Here is an 18,439-nt window from a genome sequence, read left to right as displayed (position 1 = left end):
GGCGGCGGTGCCGGTCCCGGCCGAGGCGGCAGCGTCGGTGCCGGTGCCGGTGCCGGTGCCGGTGCCGGTGCCGGCCAGGGTTGCCAGGGCGGCGTCGAACAGCGCCAGCCCGTGGTCGGCGTCGAGCGGGGCGATGCCGACGCGGGACCAGCGGGCCAGGTCGGCGTCGGTCAGCGCGGCGCCCATGCCCTCGCGCCACAGGCCCCAGGCCAGCGACAGCGCGGGCAGGCCGTGCGCCCGCCGGTGGGCGGCCAGGGCGTCGAGGAAGGCGTTGCCCGCGGCGTAGTTGGCCTGGCCGGGGGTGCCCAGCAGGCCGGACACCGAGGAGAACAGCACCAGCGGGGTGTCACCGACCTGCTCGTGCAGGTGCCAGGCGGCGTCGAGCTTGGGGCGCAGCACACCGGCCAGCGCCTCGGGGGTGAGCGCGGTGACCGTGGCGTCGTCGAGCGCGCCCGCGGCGTGCACGACGGCGCTCAGCGGGTGCTCGGCGGGCACGCCGTCGAGCACGGCGGCGAGCCGGTCGCGGTCCGCGCAGTCGGCGGCGACCACGTCGACGCGGGTGGCGCCGAGGTCGCGCAGCTGCCCGACCAGCGCGTCCACGCCGGGCGCGGCGGCGCCGCGGCGGCCGACCAGGAGCAGGCCCCGCACGCCGTGCCGGGCGACCAGGTGCCGGGCGACCAGGGCGCCCAGCCCGCCGGTGCCGCCGGTGACCAGGACCGTGCCGTCGGGGTCGAACGCGGGCGTCCCGCCGGCGGTGGTGCCGGTGCGGACCAGGCGCGGGACCAGCAGCCGCCCCGCCCGGACGGCCACCTGCGGCTCGCCGGTGGCCGCGGCGGCGGCCACCAGGTCCGGCCGCGCGTCGGCACCCGGCTCGGTGTCGACCAGGAGCAGGCGGCCGGGGTGCTCGGCCTGGGCGGTGCGCAGCAGGCCCCACGCGGGGGCAGCGGCCAGGTCTGGCACGTCCTCCGCGCCGGCGGCGACCGCGCCGGAGGTGAGCACGAGCAGGCGCGCGGCGGCGAACCGCTCCTCGGCCAGGAACCGCTGGACCACCTCCAGCAGGTCGCGGGTGGCGGTGTGGGCGGCGGCGGGCGTCTGCGCCCCGGCGGTGTGCCGGAGGACGACCACCACGCCGTCGGGCACCTGCGCGGGCAGGTCGTGGTCGGCGGGCAGCAGTTCCGGCCGCGCCTCGGGGACGGGCACGGAGGTCCAGTCGACCGCGTGCAGGGGTGCGTCGGCGCGCCGGGTCAGGCCGCCGCGCGGCGCGGTGCGGAAGGCCAGCGAGTCCGCGGTGAGCACGGGTGCCCCGGCCTCGTCGGCCAGCAGCAGCGCGAACTCGTCCGGGCCGGTGCGGCGCAGGTGGGCGCGCAGGGCGGTGGCGCCCACCGCGTGCACCCGCACGCCCGACCAGGCGAACGGCAGGCGGATCGCGTCGGGCTCGCCGCCGGTGAGCACCAGCGGGTGCAGTGCCGCGTCCAGCAGCGCCGGGTGCACGGCGAAGCGGTCGTCGCGCGCCTCCTCGGGCAGGCGCACCTCGGCGAACCAGTCCTCGCCGTCCCGCCACGCGGCGGTCAGGCCGCGGAAGGCCGGGCCGTAGGCGTACCCGCGCCCGGCCAGCTCCGGGTAGGCGTCGGCGACGCGCTCGCCGGCCGGCGGCCACGCGACCGCCCCGCCACCGGGCCCGGCGGTCTCCTGCCCGGCGGTCTCCTGCCCGGTGGTCTCCTGCCCGGCGGTCAGGGTGCCGGTGGCGTGCCGGGTCCACCCGGCGCCGGCCGCGCGGGCGTGCACGGTGAACGCGCGCGAGCCGGTGTCGTCGGCCGGGCCGACCGCGACCTGCAAGCCGACCGCGCCGCGCTCGGGCAGGAGCAGGGGCGCCTCCAGGGTCAGGTCCCGCACTCCGGGGGCGCCGACGCCCTCGCCCGCCGCGACGGCCAGCTCCAGGAAGGCGGTGGCGGGCACGAGCACCGCGCCGTCCACCTCGTGGTCGGCCAGCCAGGGGTGCTCGGCCAGGGACAGCGAGCTGGTGAGCACGGCACCGCCGCGCTCGGCCAGCTCCACCGAACCGGACAGCAGCGGGTGGTCCACCGGGTCCAGGCCCAGGCGGCGCACGTCCGGCCGCCGGCCCGGCGCCAGCCAGTACCGCCGGTGCCGGAACGGGTAGGCGGGCAGCCGGGCGGGGGCGGCGCCGGGGAAGAACGAGGCGCCGTCCAGCGGGGCGCCCGCCGCGTGGGCCTGCGCGAGCCCGGTGACCAGGGCGTCGGCCTCGGGGACGCCCGCGCGCTGGGTCGGCACGGTCGTGGCCGCGCCGGTCACGCAGGACCGGGCCGCGGCGGTGAGCACGGCGGCCGGTCCGACCTCGACGAACGTGGTGGCGCCCAGGGCCTCGGCGCGGCGGACGGCGTCCAGGAAGCGCACCGGGCGACGGACCTGGGCGGCCCAGTAGGCGGCGTCGGGGCGGTCGAGGACCTCACCGGTGACGGTGGACACCAGCGGGACGCGCGCCTCGTGCGCCCGCACCTGGCCCGCGATCCGCTCGAACTCCTCCAGCACGTCGTCCACGTGGGCGGAGTGGAAGGCGTGGCTGACCTTGAGGGCGCGGGTGCGCTTGCCCCGGTCGCGGAAGTGCCCGGCGACCCGCTCGACGTCCCGCGCGGTGCCGGAGACCACCACGGACCCCGGGCCGTTGACCGCGGCCAGCGACGCCCCGGTGCCCTCCAGCAGCGGCGCGACCTCGTCCTCGGGCGCCTCCACCGCGACCATGGCACCGCCGGGGCGGGCGGCGTTCATCAGCCTGCCGCGGGCGGTGACCAGCAGCGCCGCGTCGGCCAGGTCCAGCACCCCGGCCACGTGCGCGGCGGCCAGCTCGCCGACGGAGTGGCCCGCGACCACGTCGGGCACCAGGCCGTGGTGGGCCAGCAGCCGGGCCAGCGCCACCTCCACCGCGAACAGGGCGGGCTGGGTGAAGTCGGTGCGGTGCACCAGCTCGGCGTCGGGGGTGCCCGGTTCGGCGAACAGCACCTCGCGCAGCGGTCGCTCCAGGTGCTCGTCCAGCGCGGCGCAGACCTCGGCCAGCGCGTCGGCGAACACGGGGTGCTCCCGCGCCAGCTCGCGGCCCATGCCGACCCGCTGCGCGCCCTGGCCGGTGAACAGGAAGGCGGTGCGGCCCGCCTTGCCCGCGTCGCCGAGCACCACCGCCGGGGAGGCGGTGCCCCCGGCCAGGGCGGCGAGCCCGGCGCGCAGGTCCTCGGCGGTGCGGCCGACGACGGCGGCGCGCCGGGCGAACGCCGTCCGGCGGGCCAGGGCGGCACCGATCCCCGCCGGGTCGTCCAGCGGGGTCTCCAGCAGCCCGGCCGCCCGGGCGCGCAGCGCCTCCTCGTCCTTGGCCGAGAGCAGCCACGCCACCGGGGTGCCGGGCAGCGCGACCGGCTCGGCGGCCGGCTCCGGTTCGGCGGCCTCCAGCACCGCGTGGGCGTTGGTGCCGCTGATGCCGAACGACGACACCGCCGCGCGCCGGGGCCGGTCCCCCGCCTCCCACGGCCGGTTGTCGGTCAGCAGGGCCAGCGCGCCGGAGGACCAGTCCACGTGCGGGGTCGGCCGGTCGGCGTGCAGGCTGCGGGGCAGCACGCCGTGCCGCATGGCCTGCACCACCTTGATCACGCCGCCCACGCCGGCGGCGGCCTGGGTGTGGCCGGTGTTGGACTTCAGCGACCCCAGCCACAGCGGGGTGGAGCGGTCGCGCCCGTAGGTGGCCAGCAGCGCCTGCGCCTCGATCGGGTCGCCCAACGTGGTGCCGGTGCCGTGCGCCTCGACCAGGTCCACGTCCTCTGTGGACAGCCCGGCGTCGGCCAGGGCGGCGCGGATGACCCGCTGCTGCGAGGGGCCGTTGGGCGCGGTGAGGCCGTTGGACGCCCCGTCGGAGTTGACCGCGGTGCCGCGCACCACCGCCAGCACCGGGTGGCCGTTGCGGCGCGCGTCGGACAGCCGCTCCAGCAGCAGCAGGCCCACGCCCTCGGCCCAGCCGGTGCCGTCGGCGTCGGCGGAGAACGGCTTGCACCGGCCGTCCGGGGCCAGGCCCCGCTGCCGGCCGAACTCGATGAACATGCCGGGGGTGGACATCACGGTCACACCGCCGGCCAGCGCCAGCGTCGACTCGCCCGAGCGCAGCGACCGGACCGCCAGGTGCAGCGCGACCAGCGACGAGGAGCAGGCGGTGTCCACGGTCACCGCCGGGCCGACCAGTCCCAGCTGGTAGGCGATGCGGCCGGACATCACGCTGGCGGTGCCGCCGGTGAGCACGTGCCCGGCGACCTCCTCGGCCGAGTCGTGCATCCGGGGCCCGTAGTCCAGCGCGGTGCCGCCGACGAACACGCCGGTGCGCGTGCCGCCCAGCGCGGTCGGGTCCAGCCCGGCGTCCTCGACCGCCTCCCACGCGGTCTCCAGCAGCAGCCGCTGCTGCGGGTCCATGCCCAGCGCCTCGCGCGGGGAGATGCCGAAGAAGTCCGCGTCGAACCCGGTGGCGTCGTCCAGGAACCCGCCGCCGCGGGCGTAGGTGCGGCCGGGGCGGCCCGGGTCGGGGTGGTGCAGCTCGGGGTCCCAGCCGCGGTCGGTCGGGAACCCGGTGACCGCGTCACCGCCCTCGACCACCAGCCGCCACAGGTCCTCCGGCGAGGCCACGCCGCCCGGGTAGCGGCAGGCCATGCCGATGATCGCGACGGGGTCGTCCGCCGGCTCGGGCGCGGCGCCGGCGGGCACGGGCGCGGCCCCCGGCACGACCTCGGGCGCCTCCGGTGCGCCGACCAGCTCCTCGTCGAGGTGCGCGGCGACCGCGCGCGGGGTGGGGTGGTCGAACAGCAGCGACGAGGTCAGCCGCAGACCGGTGGCGACGGCCAGCCGGTCGCGCAGCTCGACCGAGGTCACCGAGTCGAAGCCGAGGTCCTTGAACGTGCGCTCGGCGTCCACGTCCGCGGCGGAACCGTGGCCCAGCAGCACCGCGGCGTTCCCGCGGACCAGCTCCAGCAGCGCACCCGGGCGGTCCTCGGCGGAACGCGGGCGGGCGGTCGCGGCCGGTTCCGCGGCGGCGGTCTCCTCCCCCACCCAGTACCGGCGGTGCTGGAACGGGTAGGTCGGCAGGTCGACCCGGGCACCGCCGGGGTTGAGCACGGCCCAGTCCACCGGGACGCCGCGCACGTGCGCCTCGGCCAGCGAGGTCAGGAACCGGTCCGGCCCGCCGTCGCCGCGGCGCAGCGAACCGACCACGGCCGCACCGCCGCGCTCGTCGGCGACCTGCTCCACGCCCACCGCCAGCACCGGGTGCGGCGAGGACTCGACGAACACCGCGTCACCGTCGCGCAGCACCGCGGCCACCGCGTCGGCGAAGCGCACCGTCTGGCGCAGGTTGCGGTACCAGTAGTCGGCGCCCAGCTCCTCGCCGTCGAGCAGGTCACCGGTCACCGCGGAGTAGAACGGCACCGACGCGGGTCGCGGCGCGATGTCGCGCAGGGCCTCCCGCAGCTCGGCCTCGACCTGCTCCACCTGGGCGCAGTGCGAGGCGTAGTCCACGTTCACCCGCTTGACGCGCACGTCCTCATCGGCGCACTCGGCCAGCAGCTCGGCCAGCGCGCCCGGCTCGCCGGAGACGACCACGGACGCCGGGCCGTTGACCGCGGCCAGCGACAGCCGCCCGGGCCACCGGGCCAGCCGCTCGGTCACCCGTTCGGCGGGCTCGGCCACCGACGCCATCCCGCCCGCGCCGGACAGCGACCGGATCACCCCGGCGCGCAGGGCGACCACGCGTGCGGCGTCGCGCAACGACAGCGCGCCCGCCACGCAGGCCGCCGCGATCTCGCCCTGCGAGTGGCCCACCACGGCCGCGGGCTCCACGCCGTGCGCGCGCCACAGCTCGGTCAGCGACACCATCACCGCGAACAGCGCGGGCTGCACCACGTCCACCCGCTCCAGCGCCGGGGCGCCGGGCTCGCGCAGCACCGCCTCCAGGTCCCAGTCGACCACTTCGGACAGCGCGGCGGCGCACTCGGCCATGCGGGCGGCGAACGCGGGTGCGGTGTCCCACAGCTCGACGGCCATGCCGGCCCACTGCGCGCCCTGCCCCGGGTAGACGAACACCGCCCGCTCCCCGGCGCGCGCCACGCCCTGGACGACCCCCGGCGCCGCGCCGCCCGACGCGAGGGCGTCGAGCCCGGCCAGCAACCCGTCGCGGTCGGTGCCCAGCACGACGGCCCGGTGCTCGAACCGGTCCCGCGTCGCGGCCAGCGACCAGCCGACGTCGACCGGGTCGGCCTCGCCGACGGCGGCGCGCAGCCGACCGGCCTGCTCCCGCAGGGCCTCCGCGCCGCGGGCCGAGAGCACCCACGGCACCAGCGGCGGCCGGGTGCTCGGCGCCCGCCGCGGCACACCGGGCGGCGCCTGGGACACCACGACGTGGCAGTTGGTGCCGCCCATGCCGAAGGAGCTGACCCCCGCCACGCGCGGCCCCTCGACCTCCGGCCACGGCCGGGTCTCGGTGGGCACGGCCAGGCGCAGCGCCGGGAGGTCGATCGCCGGGTTGGGGCGGGTGAAGTTGCGGTTGGCCGGGATCACCCCGTGGTGCACCGCCAGCAGCGCCTTGAGCAGGCCCACCGCGCCCGCCGCGCCCTCCAGGTGCCCGACGTTGGTCTTGGCCGAGCCCACCAGCAGCGGCGCGCGCCGGGTGGGGGCGAACACCGCGCCGAGCGCGGCGGCCTCCACCGGGTCGCCCACCGGGGTGCCCGTGCCGTGCAGCTCGACGTAGGACACCGCCTCCAGCGGCACCCCCGCCCGCTGGTACGCCTGCCGCACCACCTGCTCCTGCGCGACGCGGCTGGGCACGGTCAGGCCGGGGGTGTCGCCGTCGTTGTTCACCGCGCTGCCGCGCAGCACGCCGTAGACGCGGTCGCCGTCGTCCAGCGCCGCGCGCAGCGGCTTGAGCACGAACACCACCGCGCCCTCGCCGCGGACGAAGCCGTTGGCGCGCTCGTCGAAGGTGAAGCACTCCCCGTCCGGCGACAGGCCGCCGAACCGCTCCTCCACCACGGCGCTCTCGCCCAGCAGGTTGAGGTTCACGCCCGCCGCGATCGCCAGCCCCGCCTCCCCGGTGCGCAGGCTCTCGCACGCCAGGTGCACCGCGACCAGCGACGAGGACTGCGCAGAGTCCACGGTGAGGCTCGGGCCGCGCAGGCCCAGGTGGTAGGACACCCGGTTGGCGATCACACCGCGGTTGAGACCGGTCATGCTGTGCTGCGTCACCGCGTCCGCCCCGTGCCGCGCGACCAGGGCGGCGTAGTCGTCGCGCAGGGAGCCCACGAACACCGCGGTGCGGCTGCCCGCCAACGAGGTCGGCGCGATGGCCGCGTCCTCCAGGGCGGCCCACGCCAGCTCCAGCACGATCCGCTGCTGCGGGTCCATCATCGCGGCCTCGCGCGGCGAGATGCCGAAGAAGGACGCGTCGAAACCGGCCGGGTCGGGCAGGAAGCCACCGCGCCGGATCACCGCCTCGGGCCCCCAGCGGTCCGGCGGGGCGTCACCGAGACCGCTGCCGGCGGTGCGCAGCAGCTCCCAGAACGCCGCCGGGTCCGCGGCCCCGGGCAGCCGGCAGGAGACGCCCACGACCGCCACCGCGTCGTGGTGCCACACCCCCGGGCGGTGCTCGATCCGGCGTTGCTCGATCCGGTGCTCAATCGTCATCGCGTTCTCTGCCTTCCGGCCGTGTCCGGTCGATGGACGAGGTTCGCGGAGCGGCCGACCGGATATCCGGGGCCGAAGTCGATGTTACGAATCCGGGCGGTCCCGGAAGTTCGCCCGAGGTAATCGCCCGGTATACGCGGCGGCCCCGGCGCGCGATGAGCGGGCGGTGTGGCCGCCGCCGTTATGGTGGCCGGGACCTGGACCGGCGAGACCTGGACCGGACGGACGGACCTGTTGCCCGGCAGAGCGGCACGACCGAAAGGCGGGATCGATTTCCGATGACCAGTCAGCACACCACCGTCGAAGTTCCTCAGGACGTCCTGGACCACGTGCGGCTGTACGAGCGGTTGTTCAACGAGGGCGACGCCGAGGGGGTGGACCGGCTCTACACCGAGGACGGCATCTCCGCCTGGGAGCCGGACAAGCCGCTCTCCGGGGCGGCCCGGGGTCAGGCCCTGGCCGAGTTCCTGGCGCTGCGGCCGACCATCTCCACGCGCGTCGTGGAGGCCCACGTCGTCGACGACACCGCGCTGGTCGTCGTCGACTGGACCATCGACGTGACCGACCCCGCGGAGGGCGAGCAGCACTTCTCCGGCATCGGCATCGACGTGCTGCGCCGTGACGCGGAGGGCCGCTGGCGGCACGCGGTGGACAGCCCGTACAGCGGGGGCCGCGAGTAGCGCGCAGGCGGCACGACCCCGGCACGGCGGAAGGCGGCGCTCCCGGTGGATCGCCGCCTTCCCGTTGTCACCGGTACCGTCCTCCGCGGCCCGCGCGGACCCGCCGGGTGCTGCGCGGCCCGGGTGCTGCGCCGCTCGGGTGCTGCGCGGCCCGGGTGCTACGCGGCCTGGCCGGAGTCGGGGACCTGGTCGGGCACGGGGCGGTCGATGGCCAGTTTCCAGCGGCCGTCCGCACCGCGCGTCATGACGTCGGTGCACGTGCCGCTGATCTGCACCGGCTGCCCGTCCTCGCCGGTCATCCCGACCCGGTAGTGCACCACCAGCAGCGACGTGTCACCGGTGCGGTAGGTCTCCCGCAGTTTCGCCTCCAGTTTCGGCCCCCCGCGCAGGAACTCGGTGATGAACTCCGTGCGGGCCCGCCCGGTCAACGGCGCACCGGACAGGTTGGAGATGGCGTTGTCGTGGTAAAGGCTGTCGAAGATTCGCCCGTCGCCGGAGTTGAAGGCCCGGATGAAGACCTCGTTCTGCTGTTCCGGGTCGTCGGTCATTTCCCAGGTGCCAACAGCGTCAGCCATGCGGTTCCTCGCTTCCGTTCACCCGCGGTCGGTCACCGCCGACGCTAACGCCACCGACCTCACCGGCGCCTCACGCACCGGTAACCCCGCACGGGCCCCACCGATGACCGCTCGTCGGAAAACCCCGGTGAGGGCGGGGCGGCTCTGTTCTAATGGGCGTCCCATGCTTGACGACGGAACGTTGATCCAGAAGACGCTGCGCGTGCCGCGGTCGCCCGGCCCGACCGGTGATGGTCGGGCCGTGGCGCGGCGGTTCGACGCCGCTCTGCTCCAGGTCGGCTTCAAGGCCTCCGGTGACCTCCTGCGGCACGTGTCGGGGTTGTCGCCGGCGGCCGGTGAAGGGCTTGCCGGTCGGGTGGTCGCCGCCGTGCGCGAACTGGTCGCCGATCACATCGCCCACAACCCCTACTTCCGGGACTTCCCGCGCGGGGTTCCCGACACGACCGAGTTCTGGCTGGAGTGCCTGCGCAAGGCCGTCGGCGACGCTCCTCCCCCGCCGGTCGTCGACCTCCTCCGGTTGCCGGGGTACGGCCGCGTGCAGCACTCCTACGAGGACCTGCTGGCCGCGCACGACGAGCTGATCCCCTCGGTCCGGGACCGGCTCACGGTGCTGCACCTCGGGGGGACGTCCGCCGAGGAGGCCCGGGCGCTCTACGTCGAGCTGGCCACCAGTGCGACGCCGTTGCGGGAGGAGGACCTGGTCCTGCTCGACGGGTTGGCCCGGTCCTGCCTCGACGGGGAGCAGCCCGGGGTGGTCCCGGTGCGGGAGAACCGGGCCGTGCTCAACGCGGCCCGCCTCGCGGCCGGTCGGCCGCCGGTGGCCGTCGACACGGTGACGGACGTGTTGCGGCTGGCGTGCGCGGCCTCGGGCGGGGACGTGACGCTGGTGGAGCCGACCCGGTTCCGGTCGTTCCGCCGGGCGGAGCGCCGGGTGCTGATGGCCGCGCTGGACGCCGTGGTCGCCGCCGGTCGCGGCAAGCTCGGGGACGTGGTCACCCACCGGGGGCGGTGGCAGCGGTTGGGTGAGCGCCTGCACCCGCACGAGCACGGCGCGTTCCCGCACGCCCAGGACGTCTTCGCGGTAGCGCGCGGCGAGCGGGAGGTCCGGTCGTTCGCGGGGCGGGTCGAGGTCGCGTTCGCCGCCGGTGACGTCCTCGGGGCGGCCCGGTTGCTGTCCGGTGCCCCCGGGCGGTTGGTCCGGTCGTTGGACCGGGTGCTGCGGTCCTGCGCGCCCGGTGACGTGGAGGACGTCGTCCGGGTGGTGGGGTCGGTGCTCGGTGACGTGTCGGGACGGGTGCTGTGCTCGGTGCGGGAGCACCTGGTCAACCGCACCGCCGCCGGCTCGACGCGGGTGTTCGTGAACAAGGAGGGGCGCGGCTGGGTGACCCCCGACGAGCGTCCGGGGCTCGCCCCGGCGGTGGTCGACCGGTTGGCGGCGGCGGTGGACGACGAGTTGTCGCGCCGGCTTCCCGCGCACGAACGGCTCGTGGTGGACCCCGACGTGCTCACCCTGGCGTTGCCGCTGTCGGACAAGGCGGTCGCGGACGGTTTCGGCGTGGTGCCCCGCGGGTCCGTGACGGCGCTGGACGGCGAGCTGCTGCGGTTCTTCGTGCACTGGCGGCAGCGTGCGGAGGAGACCGACTTCGACCTGTCGGCGCTGCTGCTGGACGACGACTTCGGCTTCGCCGGGCAGGTGTCGTGGACCGCCTACGGCTCGGGTGGCGCGTACTACTCCGGTGACCTCACCGATGCCCGCGACGGCGCGACGGAGTTCATCGACGTGCCGCTGGACGGCGTGACCGCCCGGTACGTCGTGCCGCAGGTGAACGTCTACTCCGGCGAGGGGTTCGCGGACGTCGCCGAGTCGGTGTTCGGCTTCATGACCCGGGACCGCGACCAGTGGGGGCGCCCGTTCGAGCCGGCCACCGTGCGGACGCGGTCCGACCTGCGGGGTACCGGGCGCGTCGCGGTGCCGATGGTGTTCCGCCGGGACGACGACGGCTCGTGGTCGGCGAAGTGGCTGCACCTCCACCAGCGCGGCGCGACGTGGGGCAACCGGGTCGAGGGCAACCGCGTGTCGGTGGCCTTGCTCGTCAAGTCCCTGGTGGAGCGCCGGAGCACGACGGTCGGTCACGTCGTGGAGCTGTTGCGCGCCAAGGCGGGCAGCAGCACGACGTGGACGCCGGGCGCGGTGTTCACCGAACCCGTCACCTACATCGGTCTCGAACGGCCGGACGGGCTGCCCGCCGGGTCGACGGCGATCACCCTGGCGACGTTGCGGAACCTGGTGCCGCACTGACCCCGGCGTGTTGTAGGTTGCCCGGGTGAGGCCATGGGGGCACTTCCTTCTACTTCCGGATTAGTTCTCCCGCTCTCCTCCACCCGCGGTCCGCCGCCGCCCGGCCCATCGGCCCCGCGGCGGTGGACCCGAGGACCGCCGCGCGGAGCGCACGAGGGCGGCCCCACGCGTTTTCCAGGGTCTTTCGGTCTCTCACGGCCCCGGTGCGGAAGCGCTCGACCGGGACCGGGGACGACGCGATCCGGACCTCGCCGGTACCCGCCGGCGGGAACACCCGGTCGCCCTTTCACGTGTGGGGATTCTTTCTTCGGCCCTCGTGCGGGGAGGGCGGGATGGGCGGGCTGCGGGCCGGTTGCGGCCGACAACCGCACGGTCGCGCTGAACCCGGTCTCGCCCGAGGAGGGCGAGGTGTCGATCCGCGACTACCGGCTGCACCGGGAGCGGCCGGCGGAGGGACTGGGCACGGACCCCGGCGCGGACGCCGAGGCGCTGTTCACCGCGGTCTCCGGGCGGTCGGGCGCGCGCATCGCCTCCTGGGCGGCGGTCCGCCCCGGCCCTCCGGATCGCCGCCCGGTTGCGCGACCGTCCCGTGTGGACGAACGCCGACTTCGCGCGCCGGCCGGGACGAGCACGGCGGACGTGGAACCGCTGCCCGACGACCGGCACGACGCCCACCTGCTCGGCCAGGGGGAGGCCCGGCGGCAGGCCGAACGGGCGCGTGATCGGGCCGGGTCGCGCGGGGTCGCCGAATCGGTTTCCCGCATTGCGCGGACTATATCCGTAATATACCCGCCGCGCCGTACCCCCGGAAGTAACCGGCAGTTCACCGGAGCACCGAAGGCGCTTCCGGACGACCCCCGATCCCTCCCCGAAGAAGGTTGCGACGGCCCTCTCGCCGCTTGTACGCTCCAGAGGACAGTACGTGTGTTTGCGTAGTGTCGAACTACGGCGACTCCGAGAAAGGGCCCAGAAACACATGAGCACCACGAGCACCCTCCTTCCGCATGCCCTCTTACCCCCGTCCGACAGTTCCCGAGAAACAGCCGAATGGGTCGCGAAGGTGACGGAAATCGCCCCGCTCATCACCGAGCACCGCAAGGGCGCGGACGAGGCCAGGCGCACACCGGAAATCGTGGTGGACGCCCTGCGCGCCGCCAACCTGCACCGCATGTGGGTGTCGAAGGAGTTCGGCGGCGGCCAGGTCGGCATCGAGACCGGGTCGGCCGTCGTGCAGGCGCTGGCGCGCCTGGACGCCTCCGTCGCCTGGCAGGTCGGCGTCCAGGGCGCCATCGGCCGGCTCTCCGACTACCTGCCCGAACCGGCGGCCCGCAAGCTGTTCAAGGACCACTCGGGCCTGGTCGTCGGCGGGGTCAACCCGTCCGGCACGGCCGAGGTCGTCGACGGCGGGTTCCGCCTCAGCGGCCAGTGGGCGTTCGCCAGCGGGTACGCGCACGCCGACTGGATCGTCTGCTCGGCCTTCGTCACCGAGGGCGGCAAGCCGCGGACCACGCCGGCCGGGCGGGAGACGCGCATGGTGTTCGTGCCGGTGGCCGAGACCCGGCAGCTGGACACGTGGCACACCGTCGGCCTGCGCGGCACCGGCAGCAGCCACTACACGGTGGCCGAGACGTTCGTGCCCGAGGAGTTCACCGTCGCGGGCCTGGACACGCTGCGCCCGCCGGCGGCCCGCCCGTCGCGCGCCTACGCCGTGGGCTACTACGACTTCGGCCCGTTCACGTCGGCGTCCACCGCGCTGGGCATCGCGCAGGACGCGCTCGACGCGTTCCGCGAGCTGGCCACCGCGAAGACGCCGACGGGCGCCGCCACGACGCTCGCGTCCAGCCACACCGCGCAGGAGCGGTACGCGCGCTACGAGATGCTCGTGCGCACCGCCGGCGTCCTGCTGCGGGACACCGCGCGCGAGGTCGTCGCGCACGGCGAGGACGGCGGCGACGCGCTGTCCGCGCTCGTCCGGGTCACGGCGGCCAGCGTCGCCGAGCACACCGTGGCCGCCGTGAACGGGCTCTACCAGCTCGCCGGTTCCAGCTCGCTCTACACCACCAGCAGGCTGGAGCGGTGCTTCCGGGACATCAACTCGGCGACCAAGCACATCACCCTCTCCTCGTCGCACTTCGAAACGGTCGGGCAGTACCTGCTCGGGGGCCCGTTGCAGATGCGCCGCTGATGTCGACCGGCAATTCCTGACCAGCTGACCAGAGAGCAGCAGCACCGCGCCGGAACACCGGCCCACGCGCCGGTCCGGCGTACCACAAAAAATGGGGTGGGAAATTCCGTGGAAACCATGAAGGCGCTTCAGCTGATCGCTCCGCGCAAACTCGTCATGGCGGAAATGCCGTTGCCGGAGACCCCGAGCGACGGTGTGCTGATGAAGACCCGCTGCGTCTCGATCTGCTCGACCGACATCTCGTTCTTCGAAGGGCACCTGTTCCCGTCGGAGTACCCGGTCGTGCTGGGCCACGAGTACCTGGGCGAGGTGGTGGAACTGGGCTCCGGCTTCTCCGCGGCCGACGGCCACGTCCAGGTCGGCGACCGCGTCGTGTACTGGGGGCAGACCGACTTCGGCGGGTTCGCCGAGTACCGCTCGTTGCGGCCGATCTTCTCCGGGCAGGTCGTGGAGGACGTGTTCCCGGCGGACCGCAACTTCTTCGACGACCAGCGGGCGGCGGCGGTGCGCGTGCCCGAGGAGCTCGACGACCTCCAGGCGTCGTTCATCGAACCGACGACCGGCGCGCTGCGGGCGATCCTCACCCACCCGCCGAAGGTCGGCGACCGGGTGCTGATCCTGGGCAGCGGCCCCATCGGCGTCATCGCCGGCAGCATCATCAAGCGGTTGCTCGCGCCGAACTCCGTGGTGTCGGTGGACGCGAACCCGCAGCGCAACGCGTTCGCCCAGGAGCACTTCTCCGAGCGCGCCTACCTCCCCGACGAACTGCGGGAGGAGGTCGCGGACAGCACGTTCGACTACGTCTTCGACGCGCTGCCCACCATCCAGGGCGTGGACGAGGACAAGGACCCGCGCCGCCTCGCGATGCGCAAGCTCAAGCCGCGCGGCCGGTACGTGCTCTACGGCGCGTCGCAGGAGATGCAGAAGTTCGACACCTGGCTGATGCTGGCCAAGGGCATCAACATCATGTCGGCGCCGTTCGACGTGACGAGCTTCCCCATGCACAAGACGGCCAACGTGATCGCCTCGGCGATGCAGATGCTGCTGTCGGGCGTGGTGGACGGGCGGCGGCTGCTGTCGTCGGTGCACAGGTTCTCCGAGTACGACAAGCTCGTCACCGTGCTGGAGAACTACCGGGGCACGACCCACCTGAAGACCATCGTCGACTTCAGGTAGGCCGGGTGCGCCGGTCACAACGTCGTGACCGGGTCACGCCGCGGCACCCGACGGCCCCCGGCGGCGGCGCGGGTCGGTGGGGCGATCACGCGGTGGCGTCCCCCGCGGTCAGCGCGGCCACCAGGTCGGCGACCGCGGTCATGTCCGCCGTGGTCGCGGGTTCCCACGCGGGCCGGCCGCGCAGGTGGGCCAGGAAGGCGACGAGGGCGTCCCCCGCCGCCGGCGGCGGGAAGTGGCGCGTCCCGGGGGCGGTGGTCGGCGTCCCGGGAGTCGTGGTCGGAGTCCCGGGAGTCGTGGTCAGGGTCCCGGGGGCGGTGGTCGGCGTCCCGCGCACGGTCAGCGTCCCGCCGTGCACGGTCAGCGAACCGGCCGTGCCCTCGACGTGCAGGTGGAACCCGCCGGGCCGGGCGGTCCAGCCCGCGTGCAGCGTGGTCGGCGTGCCGCCCCAGTCGACCAGGGCCGCGCCGCCGGAGTCGACCGGCAACCCCGCCGCGGGCCGCAGGGCCGCCGCGCACGCCGTCAGCCGCGTGCCCGGGCGCAGCCAGAGGAGCAGGTCGAGCAGGTGCACGGCCAGGTCGGCGAAACCGCCCACCCCGCCGCAGCGCGGGTCGAGCATCCACGGCACCTCCCGCAGCGCGCCGTCGCACAGGCCGGGGTGCGTGAGGCGCGCGTGCGCGGACACCAGCTCCCCCAGGTCGTCGAGCGCCCGGCGGGCCACCCGCAGCGCGGGCGCGCAGCGCAGGAACATCGCCGTGGTGACCGGGACCGGGCTCACGTCCAGCAGCGCCGCCAGCCACCGGGTGGACCCGCGGGTCGAGGTGAGCGGCTTCTCCACGAGCGCGGGCACGCCGGCGGCCACCACCCGGGGCAGCAGGACGGCGTGCTCCGCGGTGGTGGAGTCGACCACCGCGGCGTCCGCGGACCGCAGCGCGTCGACCGGGTCGGTCACCTCGCGGGCGCCCGGCACCGGCACGCCCCGGTCGCCCCGGTACACCGCGACGAGTTCCACGTCCGGGTCGGACCGCAGCACGTCCAGGTGATCCGGCAGGTGGATGTGCGCGGTGCCGAGCAGGGCCACGCGGAGCCGGCTCACCCCATGCCCACCGGGTGGGTGAAGGACCGGTCCCAGTAGGTGAGCGGGACGTGGTCGGCGCGGTAGGCGGCCTGCACGAGCCCGACGAGGATGGTGTGGTCACCCGCGTCGATCGACTGGTGCGCGGTGCAGGCGAGCCGGGCAGAGGCCGTGAGCAGGCCGGGCAGGCCCAGTTCGCAGGAGACCGCGTCCTCGGCGGCGAAGCGGTCGGACCCGGACCTGGCGAACCGCAGGGCCACGTCGGCCTGGTGCCGGCCGAGCACGTTGACGAGGTAGCGGTCGGCGGTGCGGAAGGCCGCGTGGGTGCTCGCCGACTTGGCGAGGCACACCAGGACCAGCGGCGGGTCGAGCGACACGGAGCAGAACGCGCTGCCGGTGAAGCCCCAGCGCTTGCCCTGCTCGTCCACCGTGGTCACGACGGCGACGGGTGCGGGGACCTTCGCGAGGGCGGCGGTGAACTCGGCGGGACCGACGGGCATCGGGACCTCCAGGTCGGTGTGGCGGGAGGGGGCCCGGGCGGCCGGGTACGGGGGGGTACCCGGCCTCCCGGGCTCGGGCCGCGCGGCCTGGGGGAACCGCGCAGTGGTCCGGGGGCGGACGGCGGGTCCGGGGTCAGACGGCGGTCGCCGACCGCGGTTCGGGCACGTCGGCCGGCGCGGGGGTCCGGACGGCCCTCGGCAGCGCGAGGGTGAGCAGCAGGCCGACGAGCATCCCGGCGGCGGTGACCAGCACCGCGACGTACCCGCCGTCGGCGGTGGCCGAGCGCAGCAGGTCGCCCTCCCGGTCGCCGACGCCCGCGTTGGCGATGGCGATCAGCACGGCGAGTCCGACGGCGTTGCCGAGGTTGAGCGTGGTGGACGCCATGCCCGACGCCACGCCCTGCTCCTCGGGGGCGACACCGCTCGACGCCGCGATCCACATGCCCGTCCAGGAGATGCCCTGGCCGATGCCGGACACCACGAGGCCGGGCACGAGCGTGAGGAACGTGCTGTCCACGTCGAACCCGACCGCCAGCACGGCGGTGCCGACGACGCCGACGCCGAACCCGGTCAGCAACGTGGTGCGCGTGCCCAGGCGGGTCGCCATCCGCTCGCCGAGCTGCGTGCCGAGGGCGATGGCGACCGACGGCACGAGGAACGCCAGGCCGCTCTGGAGGGCGCTGAAGCCGTGCACGCTCTGGAGCAGGACGGTCAGGAAGTACGGCAGGGCGCCGAACGTGGCCATGTAGACGGCCGTGACGGTGACCGCGACGACGAGGCTGCGGTTGCCGAACAGCCGGAAGGGCATCAGCGGGTCGGCGCTGCGGCCCTCGATGACCGCGAACGCGGTCAGCAGCAGCACGGCGAGCACCGCGCTCACCACGACCGGCGTGGCGCCCCAGCCGACCTCGGGCCCCTGGACCAGCACGAACACCAGCAGGGTGGCGCCGCCGGTCACGGTGAGCGCGCCGGGCAGGTCGAAGCGGCGGCGTTCGCGACCGCGCGGGTCGGCGGGGATGACGAGCAGCGCGGCGATCGCGACGATCCCCGCCAGCGGCACGTTGACGAAGAAGACGGCGGGCCAGCCGAACGCCTCCGTGAGCACGCCGCCGAGCAGCGCGCCCACCGTCAGGCCGCTCGCGCCCGCGCCGCCCCACACGGCCAGCGCCCGGTTGCGCTTGGGCCCCTCCTCGAACAGGGTGTTGATCAGCGACAGCGTGGACGGCAGCAGCAGCGCGCCGCCGATGCCCTGCACCGCCCGCGCCACGATGATCACCGTCGGGGAGGTGGCCAGGCCGCCCGCCAGCGACGACACCGCGTAGATCGTCAGGGCGAGCACGAACATCCGCCGCCGCCCGAGCAGGTCGGCCGCGCGTCCGCCGAACAGCAGGAACCCGCCCGCGAACACCATGTAGGCGCTGACCACCCACTGCTGGGTCTGGCCGGAGAAGCCGAGCTCGGCACCGATGTCGGGCAGCGCCACGAAGACGATGTTGATGTCGAGGGAGAAGATCAGCTGGGCCAGCGCGAGCAGGGTGAGACTCAGCCCCAGCCCGCGGCGCGCCGGCGTGGACGCGGAGGTGGACATGGCGTGCCCTTCTTAAACAGTACGCGGATTGTCGAACAGTCGGATCGTACGACAACCCACGTACCGAGTGGAAGGGTCAGTACGAAAGTTCGCGTGCACACGTATCTTCGGGGTTACACTTGACGACGTGACGCACCACCACCCCGAGCGGGACCAGATCAGGCTGGAGAACGTGCTCACCGCACTGGGCAACCCCATGCGCCTCGCCGTCGTCCGGGCGCTGGCCGGCGGTGGCGAGCACGCCTGCGGCACCGTGCTGAGCAAGGAGATCTCGAAGTCCACGCTCACCCACCACTGGCGGGTGCTGCGCGACAGCGGGGTCATCCGGCAGCGGCCGTCGGGGCGGGAGAACCTGCTCTCCCTGCGGCGCGAGGACCTCGACGCCCGGTTCCCCGGCCTGCTCGACGCGGTGCTCAACGGCGTCTTCAGCGCCCCGGAGACGGTCGACCAGTACGCCGCGTCCTAGCACCGGCTCCGCGCCCACCGCGCCGATCCCCGCCCACCCCGGTGGGCGCAGGCCACGTGCCGGAGCGGAAGTGCTTGAGCCACAACGCACCCCGGTGGCGAAAGGCCCTCGGAGGGTGGCGCGACCTCGCTACGATGGCCCGGTGACCCCAGGAGAGGGCGTTACCGCGAGGCAGGCGTCGA

Annotated in this window: 11 protein-coding genes; 6 read left to right on the top strand and 5 right to left on the bottom strand. The window is 75.1% G+C overall.

From position 1 onward, the window contains the following. Positions 1 to 7,716, bottom strand: a 7,716-nt coding sequence (locus ACR807_RS35090) for an SDR family NAD(P)-dependent oxidoreductase (RefSeq protein ID WP_438925803.1), incomplete at its 3' end; no start/stop codon positions are given. 278 nt (positions 7,717 to 7,994) lie between these two features. Between ACR807_RS35090 and ACR807_RS35085 the strand changes: the two genes are divergently transcribed. Further along, a complete protein-coding gene (locus ACR807_RS35085; protein WP_438925802.1) occupies positions 7,995 to 8,396 on the top strand; it encodes a YybH family protein in 402 nt (133 codons plus the stop codon). A gap of 158 nt (positions 8,397 to 8,554) precedes the next feature. On the opposite strand, the gene ACR807_RS35080 is transcribed toward ACR807_RS35085, so the two are convergent. Continuing rightward, entirely contained in the window at positions 8,555 to 8,971 is a 417-nt protein-coding gene (locus ACR807_RS35080; protein ID WP_438925801.1) for a YybH family protein, read from the bottom strand. Between the two features lie 163 nt (positions 8,972 to 9,134). Here ACR807_RS35080 and ACR807_RS35075 point away from each other — a divergent pair, with 163 nt between their 5' ends. The 4 genes from ACR807_RS35075 (at position 9,135) to ACR807_RS35060 (ending at position 14,631) form a co-directional block, all read left to right on the top strand. Further along, the gene (locus ACR807_RS35075) at positions 9,135 to 11,270 is read left to right on the top strand and encodes a TerD family protein (RefSeq protein ID WP_438925800.1); all 2,136 of its coding nucleotides are present in this window, start codon (positions 9,135 to 9,137) and stop codon (positions 11,268 to 11,270) included. A gap of 408 nt (positions 11,271 to 11,678) precedes the next feature. Continuing rightward, positions 11,679 to 12,206, top strand: a complete 528-nt coding sequence (locus ACR807_RS35070) for a hypothetical protein (RefSeq protein WP_438925799.1) — start codon at positions 11,679 to 11,681, stop codon at positions 12,204 to 12,206. A 124-nt stretch (positions 12,207 to 12,330) separates the two neighbouring features. Then, the gene (locus ACR807_RS35065) at positions 12,331 to 13,455 is read left to right on the top strand and encodes an acyl-CoA dehydrogenase family protein (protein ID WP_438925798.1); all 1,125 of its coding nucleotides are present in this window, start codon (positions 12,331 to 12,333) and stop codon (positions 13,453 to 13,455) included. A gap of 117 nt (positions 13,456 to 13,572) precedes the next feature. Further along, complete coding sequence (locus ACR807_RS35060) at positions 13,573 to 14,631, top strand: zinc-dependent alcohol dehydrogenase (RefSeq protein WP_438925797.1); 1,059 nt, start codon at positions 13,573 to 13,575, stop codon at positions 14,629 to 14,631. Positions 14,632 to 14,716: 85 nt separating this feature from the next. Here the strand turns inward: ACR807_RS35060 and ACR807_RS35055 are convergent, their stop codons facing one another. The 3 genes from ACR807_RS35055 to ACR807_RS35045 form a co-directional block, all read right to left on the bottom strand. Continuing rightward, positions 14,717 to 15,724, bottom strand: coding sequence for a Gfo/Idh/MocA family protein (locus ACR807_RS35055; RefSeq protein WP_438925796.1), 1,008 nt, complete (start codon positions 15,722 to 15,724; stop codon positions 14,717 to 14,719). Continuing rightward, complete coding sequence (locus ACR807_RS35050; protein WP_438925795.1) at positions 15,721 to 16,203, bottom strand: flavin reductase family protein; 483 nt, start codon at positions 16,201 to 16,203, stop codon at positions 15,721 to 15,723. Before ACR807_RS35050 ends, ACR807_RS35055 begins: the two co-directional genes overlap by 4 nt. Before the next feature lie 133 nt (positions 16,204 to 16,336). Next, a complete protein-coding gene (locus ACR807_RS35045) occupies positions 16,337 to 17,791 on the bottom strand; it encodes an MFS transporter (RefSeq protein ID WP_438925794.1) in 1,455 nt (484 codons plus the stop codon). A 127-nt stretch (positions 17,792 to 17,918) separates the two neighbouring features. Between ACR807_RS35045 and ACR807_RS35040 the strand changes: the two genes are divergently transcribed. Then, positions 17,919 to 18,257, top strand: coding sequence for an ArsR/SmtB family transcription factor (locus ACR807_RS35040; protein ID WP_438925793.1), 339 nt, complete (start codon positions 17,919 to 17,921; stop codon positions 18,255 to 18,257). Positions 18,258 to 18,439: the final 182 nt, after the last annotated feature.

The sequence above is a fragment of the Saccharothrix sabaoui genome (assembly GCF_051756985.1).
Taxonomy (GTDB): domain Bacteria; phylum Actinomycetota; class Actinomycetes; order Mycobacteriales; family Pseudonocardiaceae; genus Actinosynnema.
This window is presented reverse-complemented; position numbering and strand designations above follow the sequence as displayed.